Origin of the sequence: Paenibacillus shenyangensis, from assembly GCF_000346635.1 — a bacterium.
Taxonomy (GTDB): Bacteria; Bacillota; Bacilli; order Paenibacillales; family Paenibacillaceae; genus Saccharibacillus; species Saccharibacillus dauci.
Window position 1 is genome coordinate 151,303 of record NZ_AOIG01000002.1, and the last position, 25,683, is coordinate 176,985.

The window sequence follows — 25,683 nt, forward strand, 5'->3', positions numbered from 1 at the left end:
TATCTATGTAATCCCTGATATCCATTCAACTACTTTTACGAACAAGGAGTGTATTCTCATGAATATTTGCCCACGATGCGGCTCGCAGCATACAGAACAGGTTGCTGCCTCTCCGGTAGCTGGCGTATGGACTGTGCATATGTGCTCTACCTGTATTTTCACCTGGCGCTCAACGGAACCGGAACATATTACCAACCCGGACAAATATCTGCCTGCTTTTAAAGTGAACCAGGCAGATATTCCGCATGCTGCCCATGTTCCACCTATTCCAGCTCGCTTGGTCTAAGCAGCAGCTATATCTAATTTACGTAGCTGCATGGCTATGCATCTATGCAGCTACACAAAAAGCACCTGTCCATAAGAGGCAGGTGCTTTTTGTTGTATTCCTGTATGGTAATCAGCCCGTGTGACTGATGACATGTAATGATTCGGTATCGGGTAATCGGGTTGTTAACCTACATGCTTTTTGTGTTTGGCTGAATTTTCGAAAAAGTATAGGGACACCATATCTCCGATCGACAACAGGATAAAAGCAACAATCGCTGTACCAATCGAATCTTCCATACTGGCTTGCAGTCCGTAAAACCAGAATAAAAGGATAACTACCGCCGGAATGACATTGCCAATCAGACGCTTTTTCAAAAATGCAACAAAGGCTATGAACAGCCTATTCATGGTGAACCCTCCATAAGATGTAATGTGCTCCAGAATCTAATTTACCCCGGATAATGAATGTATAAACAGTAAAAAATGGTTTTTACAGGGAAATGTAAAATAAATATTAAATCAGCTGTTACGTACTTGTTTGACTCTTTACGCTTCTCTTGATCATCGCAGTACACCGGGCTTGCAATGGTATTCCATCGCCGTCTGCATATTTGTAGCAGAACCTCATTATTATGTATTTCAACCTGTAAAAACAGTGTATATTTTACCAAATCGCAACTGAATTTCTGTCGAAATTTAGCTATCTAAGCAGAAAAAAAGCGGGATACACCAAACAGGCCCTCTCCAGTGCTCCAGCAACTGGCGACAGCCTATTTTTGTAATATCTAATGATACTGTATGAAGGCACAGCAGTGCCTGGGAACGGACGTCACGACAAAAAACAAGCTTGGTTATTATCAACGAAAACAAGCATGCACAGTTAAACTGGGGCGCGTAACCGGGCAGAGCCTTATTCCGTGGAATTACTCTTGTAGAAGATTATGCCAGATGTTTTCAAAAAAACGGTTTTTTAAATTTTATCAACAGCTATTATTTTTATAGTGTGCTGTTGCTGTTGCTGTTGCTGTTGCTGTTGCTGTTGCTGTTGCTGTTGCTGTTGCTGTTGCTGTTGCTGTTGCTGTTGCTGTTGCTGTTGCTGTTGCTGTTGCTGTTGCTGTTGCTGTTGCTGTTGCTGTTGCTGTTGCTGTTGCTGTTGCTGTTGCTGTTGCTGTTGCTGTTGCTGTTGCTGTTGCTGTTGCTGTTGCTGTTGCTGTTGCTGTTGCTGTTGCTGTTGCTGTTGCTGTTGCTGTTGCTGTTGCTGTTGCTGTTGCTGTTGCTGTTGCTGTTGCTGTTGCTGTTGCTGTTGCTGTTGCTGTTGCTGTTGCTGTTGCTGTTGCTGTTGCTGTTGCTGTTGCTGTTGCTGTTGCTGTTGCTGTTGCTGTTGCTGTTGCTGTTGCTGTTGCTGTTGCTGTTGCTGTTGCTGTTGCTGTTGCTGTTGCTGTTGCTGTTGCTGTTGCTGTTGCTGTTGCTGAGCAAATGTTACCAGACAAGCAAAGTTGCATATATCAGTTGTACCTCATCTGCTATTTTTTATAAGTTTTATCATACGGCAGCGTTTATACAAAAAATAAAAACGTTTATTCCTGCCTGTTCGTCTATACAGTTAAGAAGGAAACCTCTTCCATATAAAAGAAAAGGCCCGATCGCAAGGATCAGGCTTCACTCGGTACTGCTCTATTATTCAGGAAATGTTATTGGTATTCTATGATATAAATTGCTGAACTACTTATGTGGTAAGTCTACTTGTACTGCTTAGTTGCTATACTTGCTATGGTCTTGCTGCTACTTGCTAAGTACTGCTCTACAATCTAATTTCACCGCTATGTCAAAAAGCTGCGTTCTTGTGTGGTTCATCCTCTGCCGCCCCCGCGGTATCGATCCAATGCGGTGAAATCATAGTGGCAGGTGAAACGTTACGGCAAACAGAGTGACAAGTCGAAAGTATCAGAATTCTATCTGTATGCTGCCTGATTACGATCGCCTGTATGTCTATTATTGCAGCAGTTTACAAAAAACCGACTTATTTTTTTTGTAATCACTCCCTTTTTTTTCATGTAATGATTCTATTCTGGAATTAATTCGCATGATATTTGCATGATTATGTAACGTTACCAAAAACGAACTCGGCAGCTTTTAAGTAACCTGTATAATAATAAAAATTATCTTTTTTTGGTAAAGTCAGGGGGAAATACCTCTGGATATCTCTGCTAATAACGCATCTGTGCTTCAATGCATGGTTGTACATAAAAGCATAATATATACAGATTACCCAATTCGGTAAATAATTTTTGGAACGTATTAGATCGGTCACTACGTAAAAGGTCATATAGGCCGTACAATAAATGGCAGCTCTTATATACAAACATCTACGTTAATTCAGGAGAAGAGGTGATCCGTATGGATAATCTGGTCACATTACGAACCGAACTGGAGCAGGAGATTGCCCGGCAGGGTTATTCTCTAAGCAGCTTCAGTAAAGCTTCGGGGATCAACCGAGGGATTCTGAGCGCTACCCTGAATGGTAATCCCCCCAAGCCGATGTCGATCAACCAGCTGGACAGGATGTCTATTACGCTTGGCAAGCCGGAAGGCTGGTTGTATGAACAGTTTATCGAAGAGAGCTTTAGCGAGCATGGCAAGGCCAACTGGCGCCGTATACGGCCACTGCTACTGCGATGTATGGAGATTCGTCGAAACGATTTGATTGAACGTACCCTGTATCTGCTGATGGAAGATCCCAATCATGTTGGACACGTCTTCGAGCTGGCTGAAGAACAGGTCCAAGCTGGCGCCACAGTGGAAACGGTTCCTTTTTATAAATGTGTAATTGAGAATGAGCGTAATTACCAGTCGGAGCGTCTGGCAGTTAGCCAGTACCGGGTTTTCCGTGCTTCGCTGGGACATAATATTGAAGAGAATCTGAAAGCCGCCCTGGCTTTTGAGCCGTTTCGACATCGGTTGCCGGATTATTTGAAGCTGGATGCGCTGCTTAAGCTGATCAATATAAACTACACTGTCCAAAGCTGGGATAACGCACGTAGTTTGGCTATAGAATTATATCGTTTATCCAGTCATATTCATCAGCAAAAGCTGCAAGCTCAAAAGAGTAATAAATCGTTTAAGCTACCTGCCCCAGAACGTCCTCTTCTTCTTTATTATGGGCAAAGCCTGCTAATGCAATTTGTAGCTGATGAATATCAGGAAAAATATGAGCGAGCACGTATATATCTGGAACAGTTCGCTAATCTGCAGTGGTTTGAAGATGATCATCCGGAGAATCAGAATTACATCGATTTTTTCAGTTTTTTTGGCATGTTTAATGCATTAAATCTGGAAATATTAATGGGTAACGAACAAAAATTAAATGATTATTTTAAACTTCTTAAACAATATCCCAAAGAAGCTTTACCAAGCCTGCTAATGATTACAGAGGCTGCCAATAAACATGGTTACGACATTGACCATTTTCTTACTTATTATGATGATATTATCTATCCTGATGATATTATGGATTATTTGATTGAAGGTCGGAATACCAAACATAATTATCAGGATGTACCTATCGGAATCAGCCGTTATGTCAATCTGTATTATCAGTTAGCGATTTATCATTGTGATCGTAAAGTATATGATCAAAAACTAGAAAAAGTATTGTATGCTCTGGAATCCACCGTTGAAAAATATAATCGTGGACGGATCATGGACTGCTTGAACCTGTTCAAAAAATTACGTGAATTACGATAATTTAAATTATTGTATGGATGTTATCCAAACCAGGAATACAGCCGTAGTAAGAAAACGGCTTATTCTTTAGAAATATATACTTTAATCAATTACTACACAAACGAACTAAAAACTTTAGGGACTTAGTTTTCAGTTCATTTGAAGCCTACTTACAATGAATTTTGAAGAAAAGCGGGGATGACAATTGGAGACTGCACTCACACTAATTACACCGATCAATCAGGAAATCACCCGTCAAGGCTATACTTTAAATACATTCAGTCAAGCTTCAGGCATTAACAGAGGTGTACTTAGTGCCACCCTTAACGGTCATCCATCAAGAAAAATGTCCATTAATCAACTCGATCAGATGACCCGAACATTAGGAAAGCCAGAAGGTTGGTTATACGATTCTTTTATACAAAATTGCTTTCCCAAACATGGTAATCCCAATTGGCGACGGGTCAAACCGTTATTGGTTCGCTGTCTGGAATTAAATCATATAAAACAGGTTCAACATATTCTTTCTATTCTGACAGCAGACTCTTCCTCCCTATCGTCTATATTCAAACTGGCTGAAGACTTGAGTGAAAATATTGCAAATAGCCGCTCTGCTCTTCTCTACGCACATATTATCGAGCATGAGAAAGACTACCAATCCGAAAGACTCGCTATTAGTCATTATCGGATGTATCGATTTGCCATAGGGGATAATCTGGAGCAAAATTTGAAGCTCGCTTTCTGTTTTGAACCCTTTCTTCAGCATCTTCCTCCCCCTCTGGTTATGGAAGCTCTTATGCATTTGGCGAGTAATGCTTATGTAATGCAAGACTGGACGCGTATCCAAAATTATGGCACAACATTACATCAGCTAGTAACGGCTATCTATGCAGAGGAATGTCGTAAAAGAACAATAAATCCTGCCTGTACACCGATCAAAACCGAACGCCCTCTGGTCGCTTATTATGGACAAAGCTATCTTATGAGATGTATTTCATTGGAGCATCAAAAGCAGTACGAGGAAGCAGAGAAATATCTGGAGGGCTTTACGGATCTCAGCTGGTTTGAAGGCCTGGATGAACAGGGTTGGAAAGAAGTAAGCAAGTTAAAAAAATATGCGATGTTCAACCGTTATAATCTGAACTTATTAAAAGGAAATGAAAAGCTACTGCCTGAATATTTTCAACTATTGGAGCAATACCCTGATGAAGTATTACCGACTATCCTGATTGCCTTAAAGGCCAGTAATATACATGATTGGAATATTGATCATCTATTACAACAATACACTGCAGTCATTTATCCTCCTGATATGATTGACAACATATTATCTAATCAATACTACAGTCTGCAGTCTTCTATTAGTAGATATATCAATATCTATTACGAACTTGCCTTGTACCATTGCAACCGTAATCGCTATAGTGATGAATTGGCTAATATATTATCAGCTCTGGAAGTTACCATTGAAAAACATAATCAGTCTCGCATTATGGACTGTCTAAAACTCCTTAGGAAGCTGCGGGAACTTACCCATCAAGCCTAATAAACCTGAAAACTTTGCAATATGCGACGGCAGGAGGTGCCACCATGACAAAGTTAAAAACCGTCCGTCACGAACTGGAAAAAGAAATTGCTGAACAGGGATACAATCTTAGTAGTTTTAGCCGAATCTCCGGTGTAAATCGCGGCGTCTTGAGTGCTACGCTAAACAGCGCTCCACCGAAGCCCATATCGGTAAACCAGCTGGATCAGATGACCGCAGCTCTTGGTAGACCTGAAGGTTGGCTGTACGAATTATTTATAGAAGAATGCTTCTCTGCCGATGAGAAGATCAACTGGCGTCGTATTCGTCCGCTCATTATACGCTGTGTAGAATTACAGCGTAACGATTATTTAGAGCGTACACTTTATCTGCTTCTAGAAGCACCATCGTATACCGATGAATTATTTCAATTAGCGGAGAGCCTGCGACAGACCAAAGAGCCCTTGGTTATGATGCTCTATAAATACATTATCAAATATGAACGTAGTGCGCATTCCGAGCGCATGGCAATCAGTCACTATCGGCTGTTTATAGATATCGTCGGCTCGGATGCTGAAAATAGCTATGTCTATGCACTCAAACTGCATGATTTTATTGAATATCTTCCTCTACCTCTTCAACTGGAGGCTTACCATCGATGTGCCAATAGCTATTACTGGGTAGAGCATTGGGATAAAATGGAGTATTGTGCTGATCGACTAATTGAAATGACGCAGCGCATATATCAGGAATATACAGAAATAAAAAATCCTCCTGCTATGCTGTCGATCGGTACAGAAAGATCTTTCGTCGTTTATTATGGTCAAGCGCTCCTGATCAAAGGGACATTTTATGAATATACTGGCAATTATGTCAAGGCATTGGAATATGCGCATAAATACTATGATCTCTCTTACTTGAAAGGATTGGATACAGAAGGCCAACAAGAAGTTCAGAAGCTGCGGATATTTGCAGAGGGCAATATATATGGAATGAATTTGCATCTGGGGCATTTTGAAGTGTTAGAGCAGTATGTTAATTATCTGGAGAATCATACATCCGAAATTATTCCTGGTTTGCTCGTCATTCTTACGGTTGCCAATAAATATGAGTTCAATATCGATAACGTATTGGATCAATTTGCTTCGGATATTGACTCCCTTCTTCAGCCTAATGAACACTACAGGGAGTTTGCATTAAACGCTTATTATACAAATACTATCTATCAATTGGCACTTTACCAAGCCAAACATAATAAGCCCAACCAACAACTGAAGTATACGCTGAGCCATTTTGAAACTTCGCTGAATAAATGTAATATGAAACGCACGATGGACATCACATCTTTACTACAAGAGTTCATACGCTCTTCTTTGGAGTAAAGAGAATGAATTGATCAGAGGTGAGAACTGTGCAGCATTTGCATTGTCTGGCAACTGTACTTGAAAAGGAAATCCGTCAACAAGGCTTCTCTTCCATAAGCGAGTTCAGCAAAATATCCGGAATTAACAGAGGGGTACTCAGTGCCACGCTAAATGATCATTCACCAAAGCCCATGTCGATTCAGCAGTTGGATCAAATGAGTATCGCATTGAAAAAGCCTTCAGGTTGGCTATACGATGAATTTCTGGAAGAATACTTTTTAACCAAAGCTAAAATAAACTGGCGTAAACTAAAGCCTTTTCTGATTCGCTGTATACAGCTGAACAGAATCGATAATATTCATTGCATATTACAGCGTTTGGCTCCGATCCCAGGTCAGCTCAATCATATATTTGAGCTAGCTGAGGAAATGGCGCATGAGGAGTCCGCTTATACAACTGTTCGTGACTTGTATCAGACCATTATCCGGCATGAAAAAGACCATCATTCCGAGAAGTTGGCCATCAGCCATTACCGCATTTTTCTTATGGAGATTGGACTCGATTTGGAAAATAATTATCGGGCAGCTATCCAATTTGAATCTCATTACGAGAAGCTACCTGAGCATTATAAGCTGGACGCGCTACTGAAACTGGCTTTTCATTCCTACATATTAGAGGACTGGGAACGCGTTAAAAAGTATGCATCTGAACTGAATCAATTATCATCCGCCATCTATAATAAATACTATTGTCAGAAACCCGTCTCTGATACAAATTTTCTCGCTTCCTTACTCAGTCCTCTGGTGACATATTATGCGCAGAGCTATCTGCTGCGTTTTGGTGCTTTTGAACGTGAAGGAAAATACGAAGAAGCCCGAGAGTATTTGGCATTTTTCAAAGACTTGAATTGGTTCCGCGGTTTGGATGAACAAGGGAAAAAAGAAGTACAGAAATTTAGCATTTATGCCGAATTTAATGAATGCAATATTGACCTATTGCAAGGTAACCGGGATGTTTTGCCACGCTATATAAAGTTGATGGAAAAGTATCCTGTTGAAATTCTTCCTAGCCTATTTATCTTGCTCAAAGCAAGCAACATTCATTGCTGGAATATCGATGATATTCTGGATACCTATAAAGATATCATCTATCCTGCTAATATGCTGGAGAGCATCAATGGATATCAATCTTATTCTGCTCAGGCCAACTTGAATCGTCACGTTCATATTTACTACCAGCTGGCTCTGTATCATCTAAATCGCAATAAATCACTGGAGCAGTTGGATGTTATTTTATCAGCACTGGAAACAACTATTCAGAACTTTAACAACTCCAGAATCGTCGATTGTCTTGCACTACTTCACAAGCTGCGTACGATTCCTAAAATGGAAACCAAATAGCCAATTTAATGCTAGCTGTCTATCCTCCGTGATAGGACAGCTTTTCATTTATGATACCTAAATTTGGATCAATCCATTAAAAGTAATTGACCGCAGTTCAAACCGTAATATATAATGTAATAAATTTGAAGATCATGGGTTTACTGGGGCGCAACAAACGGGAAACTTTCGGAATAAAGGGGTGTGTTCGGTTATGATTACCAACACCACAACCATACGACTTGAGATTGAAAAAGGTATTCGACAAAAGGGCCATTCACTCAGCAGTTTTGGTAAGCTGGCTGGAATTAACCGCGGGATTATCAGCGGAATTTTGAATGGTAATCCGCCCAAATCGATTTCCATCCGCCAACTGGATCTAATGGCCGAAGCACTGGGCCACCCTGAAGGCTGGATGTATGAGTATTATGTGGATGAATGCTTTATCAATGAAAAGGCTGACTGGCGGCGGATTAAAGCATTTTTGTTAAGATGTACGGAAATTGGTAGATATGACTGTATTCAGGCGGTATTAGATCGCTTAATGGAGGATTTATCGAATACAGTTTCTGTATTTGGTTTGGCTGAAGAATTGTATGAAGAGGGAAAGACGCAAGAGTCTCTACCTTTTTATGAGTGTGTAATAGAAAATGAAAAGCACCAGCATTCTGAAAGACTTGCTATTGCGCATTATCGTGTATTTAGGGCTTCTATTAGTGATGATACTGAAAAAAGCCTAAGAGCTGTAATACGTTTTGAACCTTATCGTAACAGATTACCAGAAAATTTAATCTTAGACGCCTTATTGCAACTTGTTAATGTATATTACAATTTTCAAGACTGGAATCTTCTCGAAAATTGTGCAGATGAATTAATTACCTTAAGCACTTCTATTTACAATGTGGAAAAAGAAAAAATGAATAATAGTAAACCATATCAATCTTTAGATACTAAACGTGAGTTAGTAGTCTATTATGGGCAAGGAAGATTGATCAAAGCTGTAGCTTTAGAGCATCTTGGACGCTATGAAGAAGCTAAAAAGTTTATAATGGAGTACGCAGATCTCAGTTGGTTTGAAGGATTAAACGAGACTGGTAAACAAGAGGTTGAAAAATTCAAATTATATGCCTATGCCAATCTTCATAGTATTAATTTATTAATGGGTAATATAGAAAATCTAACAGAATATGTAGAATTTATCGAAAAAAATCCCAAGGAAATTTTACCTAGTATGCTTATCATTACTAAAGCAGCTAGCCAATATAATTTTAATATCGATTCTATTATTGAAAAGTTTGAAGATGTAATTTATCAAAAAAAACATCTGGATAAAAATTTATATCCAGATGTTTATACTAGTCGTTATATGGTGCTTTATTATCAATTATCAATTTACTTTTTCAAAAACAAAGTCTATAATTCAGGCGCTGATATTCTTTTACAAAGCCTTGCTCTTGCAGTAAAGGCATTTAATAAAAATAGAATATTAGATTGTATTTCCTTGTTTGAGAATTTCAAAAGTTATGCTTCAATGCAACAAATTGAAGCATATGAAACTATTTTGAGAGGAGTTAATAAAAATGAAAAGATTTTTGGTAGTAATGGCACTACTTATGTTAGTTAATGGAGGAATTGCATCGACTCAAGGTAACATTGGAATAAATGATGTTAATACTCTCGAACATGGAGTTAATACTTAATATTCATTTTGTAAACTGCTGCTTTCTTTAAAGTTATTAAAGAAAGCAGCAGTTTTTCTGTAATTTTAATTATTTCACAAAACTCTTAACTTAATACTTTTCTCAACTACATAATCCTCATAATTCCCTAAACTCACCTTCAACTCCCCATCCTCCAGACTCCAAATTTGGCCCGCAATCCGGTTAATAAAATACCGATCATGCGAAACTGTCAAAATCGTCCCTGGGAATTCCTCTAAAGCCTCTTCCAATGCTTCTCTTGAGGAAATATCCAAATGATTCGTCGGTTCATCCAGAATCAGCAGATTCGGACGCTGGTGCATCAGTATCGCCAGACGCAGGCGGCTCCATTCGCCACCAGACAATCCCGATACTTTCTTGAATACATCTGCTCCATAAAACAGGAACTTCGCCAGCTGCCCTCTTGCCTGGCCTTCTTCCATTCGAGCTTCCAGCTTGAACCATTCCAATACGGTCTCGCCGCGATCTGGCGGAGCTGCCTCCTGAGCCAGGTAACCGACATCGGTACGGGAGCCAAGCGTTAGGCTACCGGCATCCGGATCTTCTTGTCCGAGCACCATGCGCAGCAGGGTTGTTTTGCCTGCTCCATTACCACCGATAATCGCAGCATGTTCGCCATAACGCAGTAGCGCAGAGGCTTCCTGCAGCAGGATCTTGTCACCGTAGGCTTTCCATACCTGATCCAGTACCAGCACCCGATCTCCCGAGCGGTTGCGCTGGCGCCAGTCCAGATCCATCTGGGCACGGTCCATTATCGGGCGTTTGACCTTTTGCATACGATCCAATGCTTTTTGCATGGAAGCGGCTCGGCGGTGGAATCCAGGGTTGGGCGGATTGGAGCGATTACCCCATTCAATCAGGCGCTTAATCGATTCCTGGATGCGTTTAATCTCTTTTTGCTGTTCCTGATAGTCTTCGAACTGGCGAACAAGTCGGCGCTGCTTTTCTTCCCTGTAGGCGGAATAATTCATTGGGTAGGTAACTGCTTCGCCATCTTCCAGTTCAATAATTTCCTGCACCACCCGATCGAGGAAATAGCGATCATGCGAGATGACGATGACGGTCGCAGGTGATCCGGTAATGAATTGCTCCAACCAGACCACGGCTTCCATATCCAGGTGGTTGGTCGGCTCATCCAGCAGCAAGATATCCGGGTCGGTGAGCAGAAGCGCAGCCAGGCAGACCTTGGTCTTCTCGCCGCCGGACAGGCCGTTGAACAGACGGTCGTAACGATCCGTTCCGATACCAAGACCATTGGCAACGGCATCGATCCGGGCAGACATGGCATAGCCACCTGCTTCTTCAAATTGATCCATCGCTTCGCCGTATTGACGAAGTACTTTTTCCATATCTTGTTCGGACAGATTGTTATCTGCCATCTGTACGGTTAGCTCTTCCATCCGCTGCTGTAGAGCGAGCAGTTCCCGGAAGCTGCCGCGCAGTACATCCAGAATCGTCGTATCTTCTTCGTAGGCAGGAACCTGAGCCAGATAGCCTACACGAGCGCCTTTCTGGATGTGCAGACTGCCCTGATATGGACGTTCCTGGCCGGACAGCATTCGGAACAGGGTGGTTTTGCCTGCACCATTGAGGCCGATCAGGCCGGTTTTGCGGCCGCTGTGAATTTCGAGGGTGACGCTGGACAGGACCTGCTGGGCCCCGTAATATTGCTCAACCTGCTGACAGGCAATCATAATAGACATATTGTATATTCTCCTCTATAGGCTGCAGAGAAGATCAAGATGAACGGTACGAACAGGAACTGCATCATTCGTTTGCAGAAACCAGATTATATTCATTGGCGTTTCCAGCGATCAGCGGAATTGTAATGATGGCTCTCCTCTATTGGAAGAGGTAAAATCCTGTTTCATACGCATATTTACGAATAATAGGCTGTTTGTTCGATATACCTGTTATTCTGTTCACCCATCTGTTCGCTTCTGCAGCTGTGTGTATTTTTGAAGGAGAAATGCGCTGCTGCCTGTCAGCCCGGCGGAATTGCCGGAAACCCCTATGTTCATGTATCCATCCGATATATGAACATAAGAAAAAACCGCAGGGAAACGTCCCTGCGGCTGTACGTTAAAAGATAATCCCGGATTAAAGGGAATCTCTGGATACAGACGCTTCATGCGCCGATACGGATCACAGAGATGTAGATCGCATGAAACAAGCATGCTGTAGAGAATTATCTGCAGAGAGCTTTATGCTCTATTACAGACACCCCTCACAGGCTGCTGATCATCATGCTACATGTCCGACCGAGGCTGAAGGCAGGAGCGGCATTTCGCCATTGTACGAGTATTCATTTTTGGACAGACTTCTCCCGTCTTCACGAAATGAATGTACAATACTACAGCTGCCCAGCGGTCTGCGCTCCAGCGTAATAAATAATGGGAAAGTTAACATCCTGCCTCACCTCCTTGGTTGTAACGGATCAGGAATGACCCATGCTCCTTCCCGGGAGCGGTGGATTCGCTGATTCGTTGTGATTATTTACTTTTTAACACATCGGGCAGCCAGATGGCAAGCTTTTTCTGCCCGATTGATGTATGCAGCAGCAGGCTCAGCAGTCCCCAGCCCAGCATCGCTCCGGTAAAATTAAAAATAATATCGTTGATATCTACAGTGCGATACGTGTAACCAAGCAGCAGATTCAGTATCCCCTGCAACGTCTCAATCACCAGTCCGATCCCCAATCCCAGCCAGACCATTCTCGCCCGGTTCTCCCGAACGGGAATCAGAAATGGCACCATCAGTCCATACGGAACCGTCATCAGAATATTGAGATAATTGGATTTGTCATCCAGAATGGAATCGTAAAACTGGGAATGAAAAGGAATCCAGTTGAACCGCACCATGCCCGGTTCGCTGCCAGCCATGCGCATCAGTGTCAGCAGCTGTGGGTCTACCGGAAAAGGGAAAAAGGTATAGCGGATCACATTCAGCATATATATCCCGAAAATGCCTGCAATCAGCAGATACATCCCGTCCTTGCGATATATACGGTGCAGAACAAAGAGCACCAAAGCAATCAGGATCAATCCACCGATCCAGAATCGAATATCAAATATCAGCATATCATTCCTCCTGCCTGTTCATCATCCATACGATACATCAGTGATATGATATATATGGGTATTATGATTTTAACTGCTTCTCCTGCCTCTATGCAAAATGCCATATCGGCGGGATCACAGACAGACTATGCTATATATCTGTGCATATACGATCACAAGACTGGAAATGGAGTGAATAACAATGGAACATACTACACTTACACCCTCTTTGATGCAGCTGCTGAATGGACAGGAACTGCACAGCAAGCAGCATCTGGCAATGCCACTGTTAACTATCGGAGAAGACTTTTATCCCCATCAGGCGATGGTGAGTGCAGGCGAAGTACTAATGCTGGATGAACAGCATGTACGACTCGCGCTCTGGCAGGGAACAACGACGACAGGCAATCTACTGCGCAGCGGCAAGGGACTGCTTACTTTTGTGTGGGAAGGTGTATCCTATGCACTTCGACTCTCCTGCACTCCTCTGCCGGAGCTGACAGATGCTGTCTATCCACGGGCACGCTTCGAGGCTGTTGTGGAGCATGTACGGGAAGATACCGCCAAGTATGCGGAGCTGACATCGGGTATTACGATTCGTCTGCTTCAGCCGGATGATGTACTCTCCCGCTGGGAAGAGACACTAGCAGAGCTGCGCCGATAATTCCTCTATTTGATCTCTTCGATTAGCGCCCTGCTGCCAGTGGTAATGAAAGGGTATGTTTGGTTACCCTATAACTTACGATCTGACAGGAGGGACTTTATGAAAGACGATACGAACAAGGATATCACCCGCAAAGCTGCCGAAACGGAACTGCCGGATCAATCCCACTCTTTTTGGCGTGCCACCACAGAGCTGCCTTCTTTCCCCCCGCTGCGTGAAGAATTGGATGTAGAGATTGCTGTAGTAGGTGCCGGCATTACCGGGATCACTGCTGCCTACCTGCTGGCCAAGGAAGGCAAACAGGTTGCCCTGTTCGATGCCGGCAAAGTGCTGGACGGCACAACTGGTTACACCACCGCCAAAGTAACATCCCAGCACGGGCTGATCTACGATCATTTGCGCAAGCATACCGATGACCAGAGTGCAATTCTGTACTATGAAGCTGCCGAAGAAGCCAAGCGATTTATGCAGAAGCTTGTAGAAGATAACCAGATCGACTGTGATTGGCAGGAAGAGACTGCGTATGTCTATGTGGAATCGGATGATGACGAGTTCAAGAATCTGGAAAAGGAAATGGAAGCGTATCGTGAACTGGGAATTCCCGGCGAATGGGTAGAGTCCCTGCCAATCCCGTTGCGCGTCAAAGGCGCTATAGCCCTGCCCGGACAGGCTCGCTTCCATCCGGTGCAGTATCTGAAATTCCTGCTGATGGAATTCCGGGTGATGGGCGGACAGGTGTATGAGAATACGATGATCGAGGAAGTGGAAGACGGCGATCGTCCGCGGCTGCTGATCCAGGATCAGGAATTTGGCGTAACCTGTGACAAGGTCGTATCCGGTTCGCATTATCCGGTGACCGATCAGAACGGATTTTATTTTGCCCGCCTGCAGCCCGAGCGGTCGTATACACTGGCGATTCGTGCGGAGACACCGTTCGAGGGTGGCATGTATCTCAGTGCCGACGAGCCCAAGCACTCCCTGCGCTCGGCTACCTTTGATGGACAGCAGTACGTGATTGTCGGCGGCAAAGGACACCGTACCGGTCAGGAAGAAGAGACAACGATGCATTACGCCGATCTGGAGACCTTCTCCGGTATGCTGCTGGGGATCAAGGATATTCCGTATCGCTGGTCGGCGCAGGATCTGTATTCGCTGGATCGGATGCCCTGTATTGGCTATGTAACCAGCGACAAGCCCAATATTCTGGTTGGTACCGCTTATGCCAAATGGGGAATGACATCCGGTACACTGGCAGCGATCATGATGACCGATATGATCATGGGCCGGGAGAACCGGTATACCGATCTGTTCTCCCCTTCCCGCAAAATGCCGCTGCTGGAACGGATCAAAACTGCGGTCAGTCATAATGCGACGGTCGCCAAGGAACTGGTCACCGGCAAGCTTGATTTCAACCGGCGCAAAGCGGATGATCTGGAGCCGGATCAAGGTGCCGTTATCTGGCATCATGGCAAACGGACCGGAGCGTATCGGGACCCGGAAGGCAAGCTGCATGTAGTGGACACGACATGTACCCATATGGGCTGCGAAGTCGGCTGGAATGAAGCCGAACGTTCTTGGGATTGTCCTTGTCATGGCGGACGATTCAGCTACACTGGTGAAGTACTGGAAGGCCCGCCAACCGAGCCGCTGAAGCAGATTAAGTCCTGACTTCTCCTATCAACCAATGCAATCTGCACATAAAAAATGAACCCTGGCTGCTGCAGCCGGGGTTTTTATATATACATATTTTATATATATACATATTTATTGAAACATATATGCCGAAATGCGGTAAAGCTGCTATTTCTCGGCAGTCTGGCCCTGTTCAGTCATCCATTCCACATGAATTTTGCGTACCAGTGAGAGAATGGCTCTAAATAATGTGTTGGCATTACCGATAACAAACATGATTGTCCCTGTTTTGGTCTGACTCGTAAAGAAAAAATAACTGCCCACCAGAAAACAAATCGTCGTAATCATATCATTCAGCAGACTGATCAGCTCATAGCGGTTCTCGGCAACCAGACGGCGTTTTTTGAATTCCACAGCCAGCTTGTAAGAATCCGGCTTGTGTATCCGCATCCGGCGACTTTTGACCGGTGCTTTTATGGAACGGTGAATACGATGTTTGCGCATGATGTATCGCCTCCTCTGTTGCACTTACCCTCTATAATTGCAGTGACAACAGTTTGGCCTTAATTTGAATAAAATTGTCAGATTTACGGTCAATAAGACACACTTTTATGTAAGGTAATGGTTTTAATGATATATTATGGTTCCTTTGTGGTACTGTATGAATACAGGCAACTCATTATGAAGTAAAGGATGACAATATGCGATCCCGAAAAAAAACACATCAACGTCTAAAACGTCCATTGATCGTCACTGTTGTAGCGGCGGTTATCGTTATCGCCGCTTTCTCCTTCTGGCTGCTGCGCGGAAGTCCGGCAGGTGCTCCTGCTGCCAATAATACGCCCACCGACAAAGGCGGCTCCTATACTGTACCTGTTGTCGACAAGGATGGGATCAAGCGTACCTCCACCGTCGTCGGCGAGCAGCTGGCTGTCTATGATGGCAGTACATGGCAGCCTTCTTTCTGGGCAGGGATTAACCTGGGGGCAACTACACCGGGTCATTATCCCGGAGAGCTGAGTCCAACCAAGGAAGATTATTTACGCTGGTTCCCGCAAATGAAAGCGATGAATATCCGGGTACTGCGGATTTATACGATCCTGCCTCCTTTTTTCTATGAAGCGCTCAAGGAGTACAATGAGACGCAAAAAGAGCCGCTATATCTGATGCAAGGGGTGTGGTCGCCGGAGGAAGAGCTGATCGGCAAAGATTCCAGAGGCCGCGATGCCTATACGCCGGAGATTACCCAATCCTTTACCAAGGAGATTCAGGAAGCCGTCGGAGCGATTCACGGACAGATCACGATTGACGAGACTCCCGGACATGCGCATGGACAGTATACAGCGGATGTATCTCCGTATTTGCTAGGCTGGGTGGTAGGAACCGAGTGGTTTCCTTATGCAGTGGATGTAACGGATAAGGCACATCCGAATCAGCCACCTTACAAAGGCAAATATTTCAGCGCGGATGCGGATGCGACGGCTTTTGAGAGCTGGGTCGCCAGCATGCTCGATGTAACTGCAGAAGCCGATATGAAATATGGATGGCAGCACCCGATGTCTTTTACCAACTGGGTGACTACCGATCCGCTCAAGCATCCGAATGAACCGCTGGAACAGGAAGATCTGGTATCGGTCGATCCGATGAATATCAAGCCTGTAGCCAACGTCTGGCAAGCCGGCTATTTTTCTTCCTATCATATCTATCCGTACTACCCGGATCTGCTGCGTCAGCAACCGGAATACAAAAAGTATAAAAAAGCGGACGGTACCATAAATCCGTATGCCGGTTATCTGCATGCTATGCGTGAACACCATAAGGGCATTCCGCTGGTAGTTGCCGAGTTCGGTATGCCAAGTTCACGCGGAATGGCTCACTACGGGCCGCTGGGACGCAATCAAGGAATGCATACCGAAGAGGAGCAGGGCAAGCTCGATGCCGGACTGGTCAAGGATATTTACGATGAAGGCCTTGATGGCGCCCTGCTGTTCGAATGGCAGGATGAATGGTTCAAGTTCACCTGGAATACGATTGACCTGGAGCCGGCAGACCGCCGAGCAATGTGGCGCAACCGGCTGACCAATGAAGAGCACTTTGGCGTGATCGCTGTCGAGCCGGAAGCCAGTGTGGACGATATGATTCATCTGGATGGCAAGACAGAAGACTGGGCCAAGAATCAGACCGCGATTACCCAGGACTATCCGGATATGACGATGCAGATGACACATGATGCCGCCAATCTGTACGTCAAACTGGAAAAGAAAAACGGAAACTGGGATTTCAGCCAAAATAATTTGTATATCGGCTTTGATACGAATGGTGAAGGCAGCCTCAAGTCGGACAAAGCGCCTGGTGTTACTTTTAACCAGCCGATTGAGTTTCTGGTCAGTATTCAGGGCAATACAGACAAAGACGGTCATATCTACATTAACAGCGGCTACGACCAGCATACGTATCTGTATGGCGCTTCCCGCAAAGAGATTCCGTATGATCCCAAATATGCGGATGGCTCGGCCGGTTACTTCCTCCCATGGAAGCTGGCATTGAACCGGGAACTGTATTTGCCGCAGACCAAGGTCACTATGCCATTTGAAGAGTTGGAAGTCGGCAAGCTGCATCATGGTATCAACGATCCAAGCAGTCCGGAGTTCAATAATCTGTCCGACTGGTATGCCAAGGATAATGTGATCGAGTTCGCGATTCCATGGATGCTGCTTGGATTTATGGACCCAAGTTCCCTGACAGTCTGGGAAAATCCATATCAAGCCAAAGGTGTAGCACCGCAAAAAACCGATGGTATCAAAGCTTCTCCTGTACTTGTACCGAAAAACAGCCAGGCAGCGGTCAATGCACCGGCGTTTGGCAGCTATACGTGGGAACCATGGAACGAACCGGTCTCCCACGAACGTCCGAAGAAAAGCTATCCTATTCTGCAGGAAGCCTACGCACAGTACGCCAAGCCTGCCAAAAAAGAACAATAGATTCTGCTTTACAGCCGCAGCCCTACATCGCTGCGGCTGTTTTGGTATTCATTTTTTCTATAGAGTATAGAATATTTACGAAATGTAGTTTGCTGCTTGAATATTGAACAGCCCCGTGCGAGAATAATACAAATCAATTTCTCACACACCATGGTATTACTTGTCTAACGATGGATTGAACGACCGCTATACCGCAATCTCATCTTGTTCAAAGGAGACTGACCATGACTGAACCTAACCCTTATCTATTGGAAACGCTTGCGATTCATGCCGGACAGGAGATTGATCCAACTACCTTCTCTCGTGCGGTACCGCTGTACCAGACCTCCTCGTATGGATTCCGCGATAGCGAACATGCCGCCAATCTGTTCGCACTCAAGGAATTCGGTAATATCTACACTCGCCTCATGAACCCGACCACCGATGTATTCGAAAAGCGCATTGCTACGCTGGAAGGTGGAGTCGGCGCACTGGCGACAGCATCGGGGCAGGCAGCGATTACCTTTTCTATTCTGAATATTGCCGGAGCGGGTGACCATATCGTCTCGGCAGCCAGTCTGTATGGCGGTACATATAATCTGTTTGCCAATACACTTCCCAAGCTGGGCATTGAAGTACAATTCGTGAATTCCGATGATCCGGAGAACTTCCGCGCTGCGATCAACGAGCGTACCAAAGCACTTTATGCCGAGACAGTCGGCAATCCACTCGGCAATGTGCTGGATATCGAAGCGGTCGCTGCGATTGCGCATGAGCACGGAATTCCGCTGATCGTGGATAACACATTCCCGAGTCCGTATTTGCTGCGTCCGATTGAACATGGTGCAGATGTAGTCGTACACTCCGCCACCAAATTTATCGGTGGTCATGGTACATCGATCGGTGGTGTAATCGTCGACGGCGGCAAGTTCGACTGGACAGCGAATGACAAGTTCCCTGGCCTGACCCAGCCGGACCCGAGCTATCATGGACTGGTATACAGCGATGCACTCGGTCCGCTTGCCTATATTACCAAAGCCCGTGTGCAGCTGATGCGCGATCTGGGCGCACCAATCTCCCCATTTAATGCGTGGCTGCTGCTGCAGGGGCTGGAGACGCTGCATCTGCGGATGGAACGTCACAGCGAGAATGCCCAGCAGGTCGCCGAATACCTGGAACAGCATCCTGATGTGGAATGGGTCAGTTATCCCGGTCTGAGCAGTCATGCGTCTTATAAGCTGGCAGACAAGTATCTCACCCGCGGCAAGGGCGCGATTCTTACCTTCGGTATCCGTGGTGGTGCAGCAGCCGGACAGAAGCTGATCGGTAATGTAAAGCTGTTCTCCCATCTGGCGAATGTGGGCGATTCCAAGTCGCTCATTATCCACCCGGCGAGTACCACCCATCAGCAGCTGAATGAAGAACAGCAGCTCGCCGCCGGTGTGAATCCGGAGTTGATCCGTCTCTCTGTCGGTACAGAGAATATCCGCGATCTGATTCAGGATCTGGAGCAGGCGATTTCAGCTAGTCAGGTCTGATGATCTACTCGGGGCAGACTCCGACCGATTCAGGTGCCATGCTACCTGCTTTGTCTGCTCTGTGAATACAGACATCGAATAGTCCCAACTATTGATCGAATCGCTGGAAAAATAACTAACAAGAAAAGGACATTTCGGCATACCGGAAATGTCCTTTTCTTGTTCATCATCTATCGTTATCGCTTTCTAACAGCCTGGAAATACTGCTTTCCATGTACATATTGCAAAAAATACCATCTATGCTACGCTAACCATATACCTGTGTTCTACCTGCCAGACCATCATTTATAATTCAGTGATTCGAAATATCCGGTTGGGAGGATTCCCTGTTGAATATAAAAGTAAAACTCGCCGCCATACTCCTCTGCGCCGGAGTCCTTTTGTCTATTCCGATTACCTATCTGTATCATCATACAAATGCACCTGCCTATGATCTGCAGGTTGGGCAAGAACGCAGCTTCGAGCATCCCGGCATTCTGGATCAACAATCCATTTATCCGAATAATAAACAGCTGTGGGCTGTTGTCATTTATCCGGATAACGACGATAAAATGCCTGCTGCCATGTCCAGAGTCTATGTTATTGCCAAAGCAACCAGCCGCATTATACAGGAGCAATCCTTGAAAGAAAGCAGTGATACCGCAGCCGAGGAGATTCCTCTTCACAACAGCAGCTGGCCATCAGGAGACTATGCCGTATGCTTTGAGAAAAATAATCATATTATCAAGCAGGTCGATTTCACTTTGCAGTCACTTTGACAAGAATCCGTTAACGATATACCCCTTTGCGGCCCTCGCGGAAATCGGCCAGCATATCCACGTTCTGCCGGTTAAACAGCGGCGGCGCCGACTCCGGTGCAAAAAAGCGCAGCTCCCGGGTCTCTTCATTCTCCTGCAGCCGCTCTCCGCCGGTAATCCGGCATACAAAAGCAACCAGCATCGTCTGCGACCGGTCTCCATTCGGATACGTATAATCGTACTTGGTGTATACTCCCTGAAGATAATGGATCTCGATCGTATGTCCGGTCTCCTCCATGACTTCGCGTTTTACCGTATCCTCTGCCGATTCGCCCAGCTCCATCGCTCCGCCGGGAAATCCCCATTGTCCGTTATCCCGGCGCTTTTGCAGTAGGATCTCACCTTTGTCATTGGTAATAATCGCTCCGGCAAAATTAGTAATGATGTGCTCCTGGCCTACTTGTGAACGAATCCAGCCGATATAGTTTGCCATAATGTCCATGCTCCTCTCGTCTGCTTGTATGGATCATATTATCTGTATAATTTTTACATCATTATTCGTACCTTTACCATACTCTATTCAGTACCGTTCACCAAGTGCGAATCCATGAGTCCTTTTACTTATATCGCCAAAACAAAAAACAGACTGCCTTATCGTCTCCGAGGCAATCTGTTTTCTAATGGATCATCTTCATGGTTCTGTACTCCGTATAAGGTAGGATAGTCCTGCCGGCTTCTGCAAAGAAATAGACTGGGTGATGCATCAGGCGATCACTTCAAGACCGGTACCCTGTGCCGCCGCACGGCTGATCGCATTATGATAGCCTTCCAGCGAACGGTCTACAATCTGTTCGAATACAAAGCTGCTCACTTCCGGAATAAGGGCGCGGGCGAATTCCCATGCATTTTCCTCAATTCGCAGCGCAATTCGTGCGCGCAGCAGCGAATCCGTACAGTCATCGAGATCGTCTGCCAGCTGTTCGAGCATTGGATCTTGGGCGTGACCCAGTTCGTGAGCCATAATAATCGCAAAATAGTCATTCACATGACTAAGGGAACCGAACATATTAAAGCACTGTTCTTCAATCTCATGAATATACAAGGTGATCATGCGGCTGTTCATTCCGAACTTGCCGCCAATGGAACGGGGACCCGGAAATTTTTTTCTGGTGCGAACCCGTACATCACTGTTAGCGCGATGAAGAAGAGTCTGAATGGTTGTTTTGATGTAACGCTGGTCCACAGGCATCCCTACACTTTCCTGAAATTTAGCTCTTATTTCAAAACGATGAAATTATTGAACTATTATACAAGAATATGTCGGAATATGTAACCAATTTGATTACCCTTTTGTGAATATCATGAAACATTTTTTTCGAAGGAGCATTAGTAGTATACTATTCCAGTAAAATATTATCGTGAAAATGGAGGTTAGATCATTATGGAATTACGTAACAAAACAGCTATTATTACTGGGGCGGGTAAAGGAATCGGCAAAGCCATCGCCGAGTCACTGGCACGCGAAGGTGTGAATCTGGGTCTGCTCGCGCGTACTGCTGCCGATCTGGACGAACTGAAAAACACACTGTCCGAGCAGTACGGTGTGCAGGTATTCACGGCATCCGCTGATGTATCCAACTCCCAGGAAGCCCGCGCCGCTGTATCCGGACTCGCAGCTTCACTCGGTCATGTAGACATTCTGATCAACAATGCGGGTACGGCTTCCTTTGGCAAACTGGCAGAAATGGATCCGGAACAGTGGGAACAGATTATCCGTGTTAACCTGATGGGCGCTTATTATGTGACTCACGAACTGCTGCCTGCCATGATCGAGCAGGGAAGCGGAGACATTATCAATATCGCTTCGACAGCCGGCGAGCGCGGCTTTGCGACAGGTTCGGCGTACTGCGCTTCCAAGTTCGCTCTGCTGGGTATGACCGAAGCCCTGATGCAGGAAGTACGCAAGTCCAATATCCGTGTAACAGCACTGAATCCAAGTACAGTCAATACACCGCTGGCAGTGAATGCCGGTCTGCCGATTGGCGACGAAGACCGTATGCTGCAGCCGGAAGATGTAGCCGAGCTGGTCCTCGCCGGTCTCAAGCTGCCTTCCCGTGTTGTACTGAAAACAGCCGGCATCTGGACGAACAATCCACAATAATACGGCTAACTCTATGTTCCGTTTTGCAGAAGCATACCTTTGTACATTTCTTTATCGGTACAGGTTATTCTTCGGGTAAAGGACATAAACTATCCCCCTGTCTGGCACTGATGCCGGCAGGGGATTTTTGTGATAGATGTCCCTTTTTACCCAGCAGGCTATGACGCCGTATATCCGGGATCAGCGGCTATAATTATTTTTGCACAAAACCTGATTTCATTATGAACTGTGTAAATAAAGGTTATATATACTATGGTATACTGTAAATTATTCCCTTGTGAGGAGTGAACAGCATGAAGTCGATCTGTGTATTTGCAGGATCAGCAACAGGACATCATCCCGATTATCTTCAGTCTGCTGCACAGCTGGGTACCCATATTGCCGGACTTGGATATCGTCTTATCTACGGCGGCTCGCGTCTGGGACTGATGGGTGCAGTTGCCGATGCGGCGCTGGCTTCCGGCGGGGAAGTAACCGGTATTATGCCGGGCGGACTGCTTCACGGTGAGCGGGTACATCAGGGATTAACAGAGATGATACAGGTAGGCAGCATGCATGAACGCAAAGCCATGATGCAGGAGCAGGCAGATGCCTTTATCGCCCTGCCTGGCGGACTCGGTACATTGGAGGAATTATTCGAAGTATTATGCTGGTCGCAGATCGGCATTCACAATAAACCGCTTGGTCTGTACAATATCCGCGGCTACTATGATCCCCTGCTGCAGATGATCCAGCACAGCATGAATGAAGGATTTACCGGTCAATCCTGCCTGAGCCGATTGTTCGTCTCGGCCAATCCCGAAGAGATTATTCAGGCGGTCAGCCACGAACTGCCCCTTACTTCGGATGTACGCTGGAATCCAACAGGCTGTCAGTGATGAAGATCTCCGGACGGCTGTTCAACGGCTGGAAGACCTTCAAACTACTGGCTGAAAAGCAGCATGAATTGAAAGAGTGCGTATCTTCTTAACTTCCTTTTCCAGATCATCCAAAATGACTGTTACATGCGAGAACTGGTACCTGTATGTATAGAGCAGACCGTTTCGTATAAAAAATGCCCGCTGACACGGTGAGAAGATCACCGGTTCAGCGGGCATTTTTATGATTAGGATAGTACTTTGGATACGGCAGACTGCAGCTGGGTGGACATGGCATCCAGCTCCTCCGAGCCGGCTGCCAGTGTCTCCAGTTCACTTGCTACCGTCTCGGAAATAGTCAATACCTGGCTGGAAGCAGACAGTGTATGTTCCACTGTATTTTCCAGCTTGCTCATCATGCCGGTTACCTGCTGGGCATGTTCAACTTTCTGGCGGGCAATAACAGATACTTCCTGTATACTGGCAGCTGTTGTACCGACAGCCTGCCAGATCGCTTCCAGTGCCTCTTCGGAAGAATGGGCTGCTTCGCGTCCGGTATCCAGATGCATTTTGCCATGCTGGAGCATATCAACGGCCTGCTGGAGCGATTCACCCATCTTGGCGGTAAATTCTTCTACCGAGCTGGCTCCTTCGCTGGCTTGTTCAGCCAGCTTGCGTACTTCAGAGGCAACTACTGCAAATCCGCGGCCTGCTTCTCCGGCACGTGCTGCTTCGATCGATGCGTTCAGTGCCAGCAGATTGGTAGAGCCGGCAATACCGGAAATGGTATGGGCAATCGATTTGATTTCTTTGGAGTACTCTTCCAGTTGACCGACGATACGGGCATTTTCCAAGGAGGATTCAGCAAAGCTGTCCAGCGCACGAATCGTCTGCGCCATCGTCTCCTTGCCCAGCTGGGCAGTTTCACGTGTATGCTGTGAATCCTGTACCGCACCGTCTACACGTACAGCAGCCCGATCAATGAGCTGTGTGAGTGTATTCATTGTCTTCATTGAATCATGCAGCACATGGCTGCCGGCTTCCGCATTCTCGTTCATTTCCTTGTTGCTGATTACCACTTGGCTGTAGGAGCTGCTCATCTCCTCCAGAGAGCGGGAGAACTGCTCAGACGAAGCGCTGATCTGACTGGCGGAAGAATACATATTCTGACGGATATCCTGCATCAGATGAGACAGATTATCCATCATCGTACGAATAGAAAGAGACAGTCTGCCAATCTCGTCTTTGCTGTGTACTTCCGGCAGCTGCACCTGCAGACTACCACCGGCAACCTGCTCGGCTGCACGTGTAATCATAACAAGTGGACGCAGCATACGCTTGGTCAACAGCCAGATCATAATAATGGCTGCAATTACTTCAAAGACGATAAACAGGATAATTCCCTGTTCAAATTCATCACTGGCCTGCTCGTATGGCGCATTCGGTACACCGACATACCAGATGCCGATAATATCGCCGGCTGCATTATGCAGCGGTATATAGGCAGCCTGATTGACCTGTCCGACAACTTCGGCTTCGCCGGTGTAAGACTGCCCTTGCTTGAGTACTACATTGCCTACTTTGTCAGAGATTTTCGTTCCGACTGCGCGGCTGCCATCGGGCTTGATAACATTGGTCGCTACACGTGTATCCTGCAAGAACAAGGTAGCGGTATCGCCGGTTTTTTTGCCGAAGTTATCCAGCCAGTCAAAATTATCGTTCATTACAGTCGTGCCTTTGTACAGCTTGCCGTCACGCTCGGACCACTCACCCGGATACATGGCATCAATCAGCAGCATTCCGGTATCCAGATCACTGAGCAGTTTTTTCTGCGCAGCTCCCACGATCTGATTATCCGCTTTTTTCACGGCATAATAGCCGAGCAATCCGCTGCCGATAATAATGACCAGACTGATAAAGATCACCATTTTCTCCCTGAATCCCAATCTTTTCATAAACCCCTGTTTCCCCCTTGGACATTACCATGTCCTTTTATAAAAACTATCGCTGGCTTTTCATAAATGTGAGTGTATTCTGCTTCTTGGAGATGCGCTAATGGATGCCTATGAACAAGCCACGTAGTTACTGGTAAATAA

At 45.6% G+C, this 25,683-nt stretch carries 22 protein-coding genes; 14 read left to right on the forward strand and 8 right to left on the reverse strand.

All coding sequences use genetic code 11. The features are described from left to right. Window positions 1-58: 58 nt before the first annotated feature. Window positions 59-286, forward strand: a complete 228-nt coding sequence (locus tag H065_RS0100700) for a non-oxidative hydroxyarylic acid decarboxylases subunit D (protein ID WP_017811076.1) — start codon at window positions 59-61, stop codon at window positions 284-286. A gap of 164 nt (window positions 287-450) precedes the next feature. On the opposite strand, the gene H065_RS0100705 is transcribed toward H065_RS0100700, so the two are convergent. Further along, on the reverse strand, window positions 451-675 hold the full coding sequence (locus H065_RS0100705) for a hypothetical protein (protein WP_017811077.1): 225 nt from the start codon (window positions 673-675) through the stop codon (window positions 451-453). A 601-nt stretch (window positions 676-1,276) separates the two neighbouring features. Between H065_RS0100705 and H065_RS27775 the strand changes: the two genes are divergently transcribed. The 6 genes from H065_RS27775 (at window position 1,277) to H065_RS0100735 (ending at window position 9,882) form a co-directional block, all read left to right on the forward strand. Further along, window positions 1,277-1,975: a hypothetical protein gene (locus tag H065_RS27775; protein ID WP_238557855.1), complete on the forward strand. Its 699-nt coding sequence runs from the start codon at window positions 1,277-1,279 to the stop codon at window positions 1,973-1,975. Between the two features lie 689 nt (window positions 1,976-2,664). After that, window positions 2,665-4,011: a hypothetical protein gene (locus H065_RS24855; RefSeq protein ID WP_017811079.1), complete on the forward strand. Its 1,347-nt coding sequence runs from the start codon at window positions 2,665-2,667 to the stop codon at window positions 4,009-4,011. Between the two features lie 184 nt (window positions 4,012-4,195). Continuing rightward, window positions 4,196-5,536, forward strand: coding sequence for a hypothetical protein (locus H065_RS24860; protein ID WP_017811080.1), 1,341 nt, complete (start codon window positions 4,196-4,198; stop codon window positions 5,534-5,536). Window positions 5,537-5,580: 44 nt separating this feature from the next. Continuing rightward, window positions 5,581-6,897 carry a hypothetical protein gene (locus tag H065_RS24865; protein ID WP_017811081.1) on the forward strand — a complete coding sequence of 439 codons (1,317 nt, stop codon included), beginning with the start codon at window positions 5,581-5,583 and terminating at the stop codon, window positions 6,895-6,897. Between the two features lie 29 nt (window positions 6,898-6,926). Then, entirely contained in the window at window positions 6,927-8,279 is a 1,353-nt protein-coding gene (locus H065_RS0100730) for a hypothetical protein (protein ID WP_017811082.1), read from the forward strand. Between the two features lie 193 nt (window positions 8,280-8,472). Then, the gene (locus H065_RS0100735; RefSeq protein WP_017811083.1) at window positions 8,473-9,882 is read left to right on the forward strand and encodes a hypothetical protein; all 1,410 of its coding nucleotides are present in this window, start codon (window positions 8,473-8,475) and stop codon (window positions 9,880-9,882) included. Window positions 9,883-10,032: 150 nt separating this feature from the next. On the opposite strand, the gene abc-f is transcribed toward H065_RS0100735, so the two are convergent. The 3 genes from abc-f to H065_RS0100750 form a co-directional block, all read right to left on the reverse strand. Continuing rightward, window positions 10,033-11,682 carry a ribosomal protection-like ABC-F family protein gene (abc-f, locus tag H065_RS0100740; RefSeq protein ID WP_017811084.1) on the reverse strand — a complete coding sequence of 550 codons (1,650 nt, stop codon included), beginning with the start codon at window positions 11,680-11,682 and terminating at the stop codon, window positions 10,033-10,035. Window positions 11,683-12,223: 541 nt separating this feature from the next. Beyond that, window positions 12,224-12,388, reverse strand: a complete 165-nt coding sequence (locus H065_RS27780) for a hypothetical protein (RefSeq protein WP_017811085.1) — start codon at window positions 12,386-12,388, stop codon at window positions 12,224-12,226. An 83-nt stretch (window positions 12,389-12,471) separates the two neighbouring features. Beyond that, window positions 12,472-13,059, reverse strand: coding sequence for a VanZ family protein (locus H065_RS0100750; protein WP_017811086.1), 588 nt, complete (start codon window positions 13,057-13,059; stop codon window positions 12,472-12,474). 181 nt (window positions 13,060-13,240) lie between these two features. Here H065_RS0100750 and H065_RS0100755 point away from each other — a divergent pair, with 181 nt between their 5' ends. Next, entirely contained in the window at window positions 13,241-13,702 is a 462-nt protein-coding gene (locus H065_RS0100755) for a hypothetical protein (protein WP_017811087.1), read from the forward strand. 99 nt (window positions 13,703-13,801) lie between these two features. Continuing rightward, complete coding sequence (locus H065_RS0100760) at window positions 13,802-15,370, forward strand: FAD-dependent oxidoreductase (protein WP_017811088.1); 1,569 nt, start codon at window positions 13,802-13,804, stop codon at window positions 15,368-15,370. A gap of 132 nt (window positions 15,371-15,502) precedes the next feature. On the opposite strand, the gene H065_RS0100765 is transcribed toward H065_RS0100760, so the two are convergent. Beyond that, on the reverse strand, window positions 15,503-15,838 hold the full coding sequence (locus H065_RS0100765) for a YrhK family protein (protein WP_017811089.1): 336 nt from the start codon (window positions 15,836-15,838) through the stop codon (window positions 15,503-15,505). 197 nt (window positions 15,839-16,035) lie between these two features. On the opposite strand from H065_RS0100765, the gene H065_RS0100770 reads away from it, so the two are divergent. The 3 genes from H065_RS0100770 to H065_RS0100780 all read left to right on the forward strand — a co-directional run bounded on the left by H065_RS0100770 (window position 16,036) and on the right by H065_RS0100780 (window position 20,590). Next, window positions 16,036-18,315: a hypothetical protein gene (locus H065_RS0100770; protein WP_017811090.1), complete on the forward strand. Its 2,280-nt coding sequence runs from the start codon at window positions 16,036-16,038 to the stop codon at window positions 18,313-18,315. 224 nt (window positions 18,316-18,539) lie between these two features. Continuing rightward, window positions 18,540-19,832, forward strand: a complete 1,293-nt coding sequence (locus H065_RS0100775; RefSeq protein WP_017811091.1) for a homocysteine synthase — start codon at window positions 18,540-18,542, stop codon at window positions 19,830-19,832. Window positions 19,833-20,161: 329 nt separating this feature from the next. After that, a complete protein-coding gene (locus tag H065_RS0100780; RefSeq protein WP_152425764.1) occupies window positions 20,162-20,590 on the forward strand; it encodes a hypothetical protein in 429 nt (142 codons plus the stop codon). Between the two features lie 10 nt (window positions 20,591-20,600). Here H065_RS0100780 and H065_RS0100785 read toward each other — a convergent pair whose 3' ends face one another. Both H065_RS0100785 and H065_RS0100790 read right to left on the reverse strand, forming a co-directional pair. Continuing rightward, window positions 20,601-21,062 carry an NUDIX hydrolase gene (locus tag H065_RS0100785; RefSeq protein WP_017811093.1) on the reverse strand — a complete coding sequence of 154 codons (462 nt, stop codon included), beginning with the start codon at window positions 21,060-21,062 and terminating at the stop codon, window positions 20,601-20,603. Window positions 21,063-21,332: 270 nt separating this feature from the next. After that, entirely contained in the window at window positions 21,333-21,818 is a 486-nt protein-coding gene (locus H065_RS0100790; RefSeq protein WP_017811094.1) for a hypothetical protein, read from the reverse strand. A 192-nt stretch (window positions 21,819-22,010) separates the two neighbouring features. Between H065_RS0100790 and H065_RS0100795 the strand changes: the two genes are divergently transcribed. Both H065_RS0100795 and H065_RS0100800 read left to right on the forward strand, forming a co-directional pair. Then, window positions 22,011-22,730, forward strand: a complete 720-nt coding sequence (locus tag H065_RS0100795) for a 3-ketoacyl-ACP reductase (protein ID WP_017811095.1) — start codon at window positions 22,011-22,013, stop codon at window positions 22,728-22,730. A gap of 293 nt (window positions 22,731-23,023) precedes the next feature. Continuing rightward, window positions 23,024-23,608: an LOG family protein gene (locus H065_RS0100800; protein ID WP_017811096.1), complete on the forward strand. Its 585-nt coding sequence runs from the start codon at window positions 23,024-23,026 to the stop codon at window positions 23,606-23,608. A gap of 227 nt (window positions 23,609-23,835) precedes the next feature. On the opposite strand, the gene H065_RS0100810 is transcribed toward H065_RS0100800, so the two are convergent. After that, on the reverse strand, window positions 23,836-25,542 hold the full coding sequence (locus H065_RS0100810; protein ID WP_017811098.1) for a methyl-accepting chemotaxis protein: 1,707 nt from the start codon (window positions 25,540-25,542) through the stop codon (window positions 23,836-23,838). Between the last annotated feature and the right edge of the window lie 141 nt (window positions 25,543-25,683).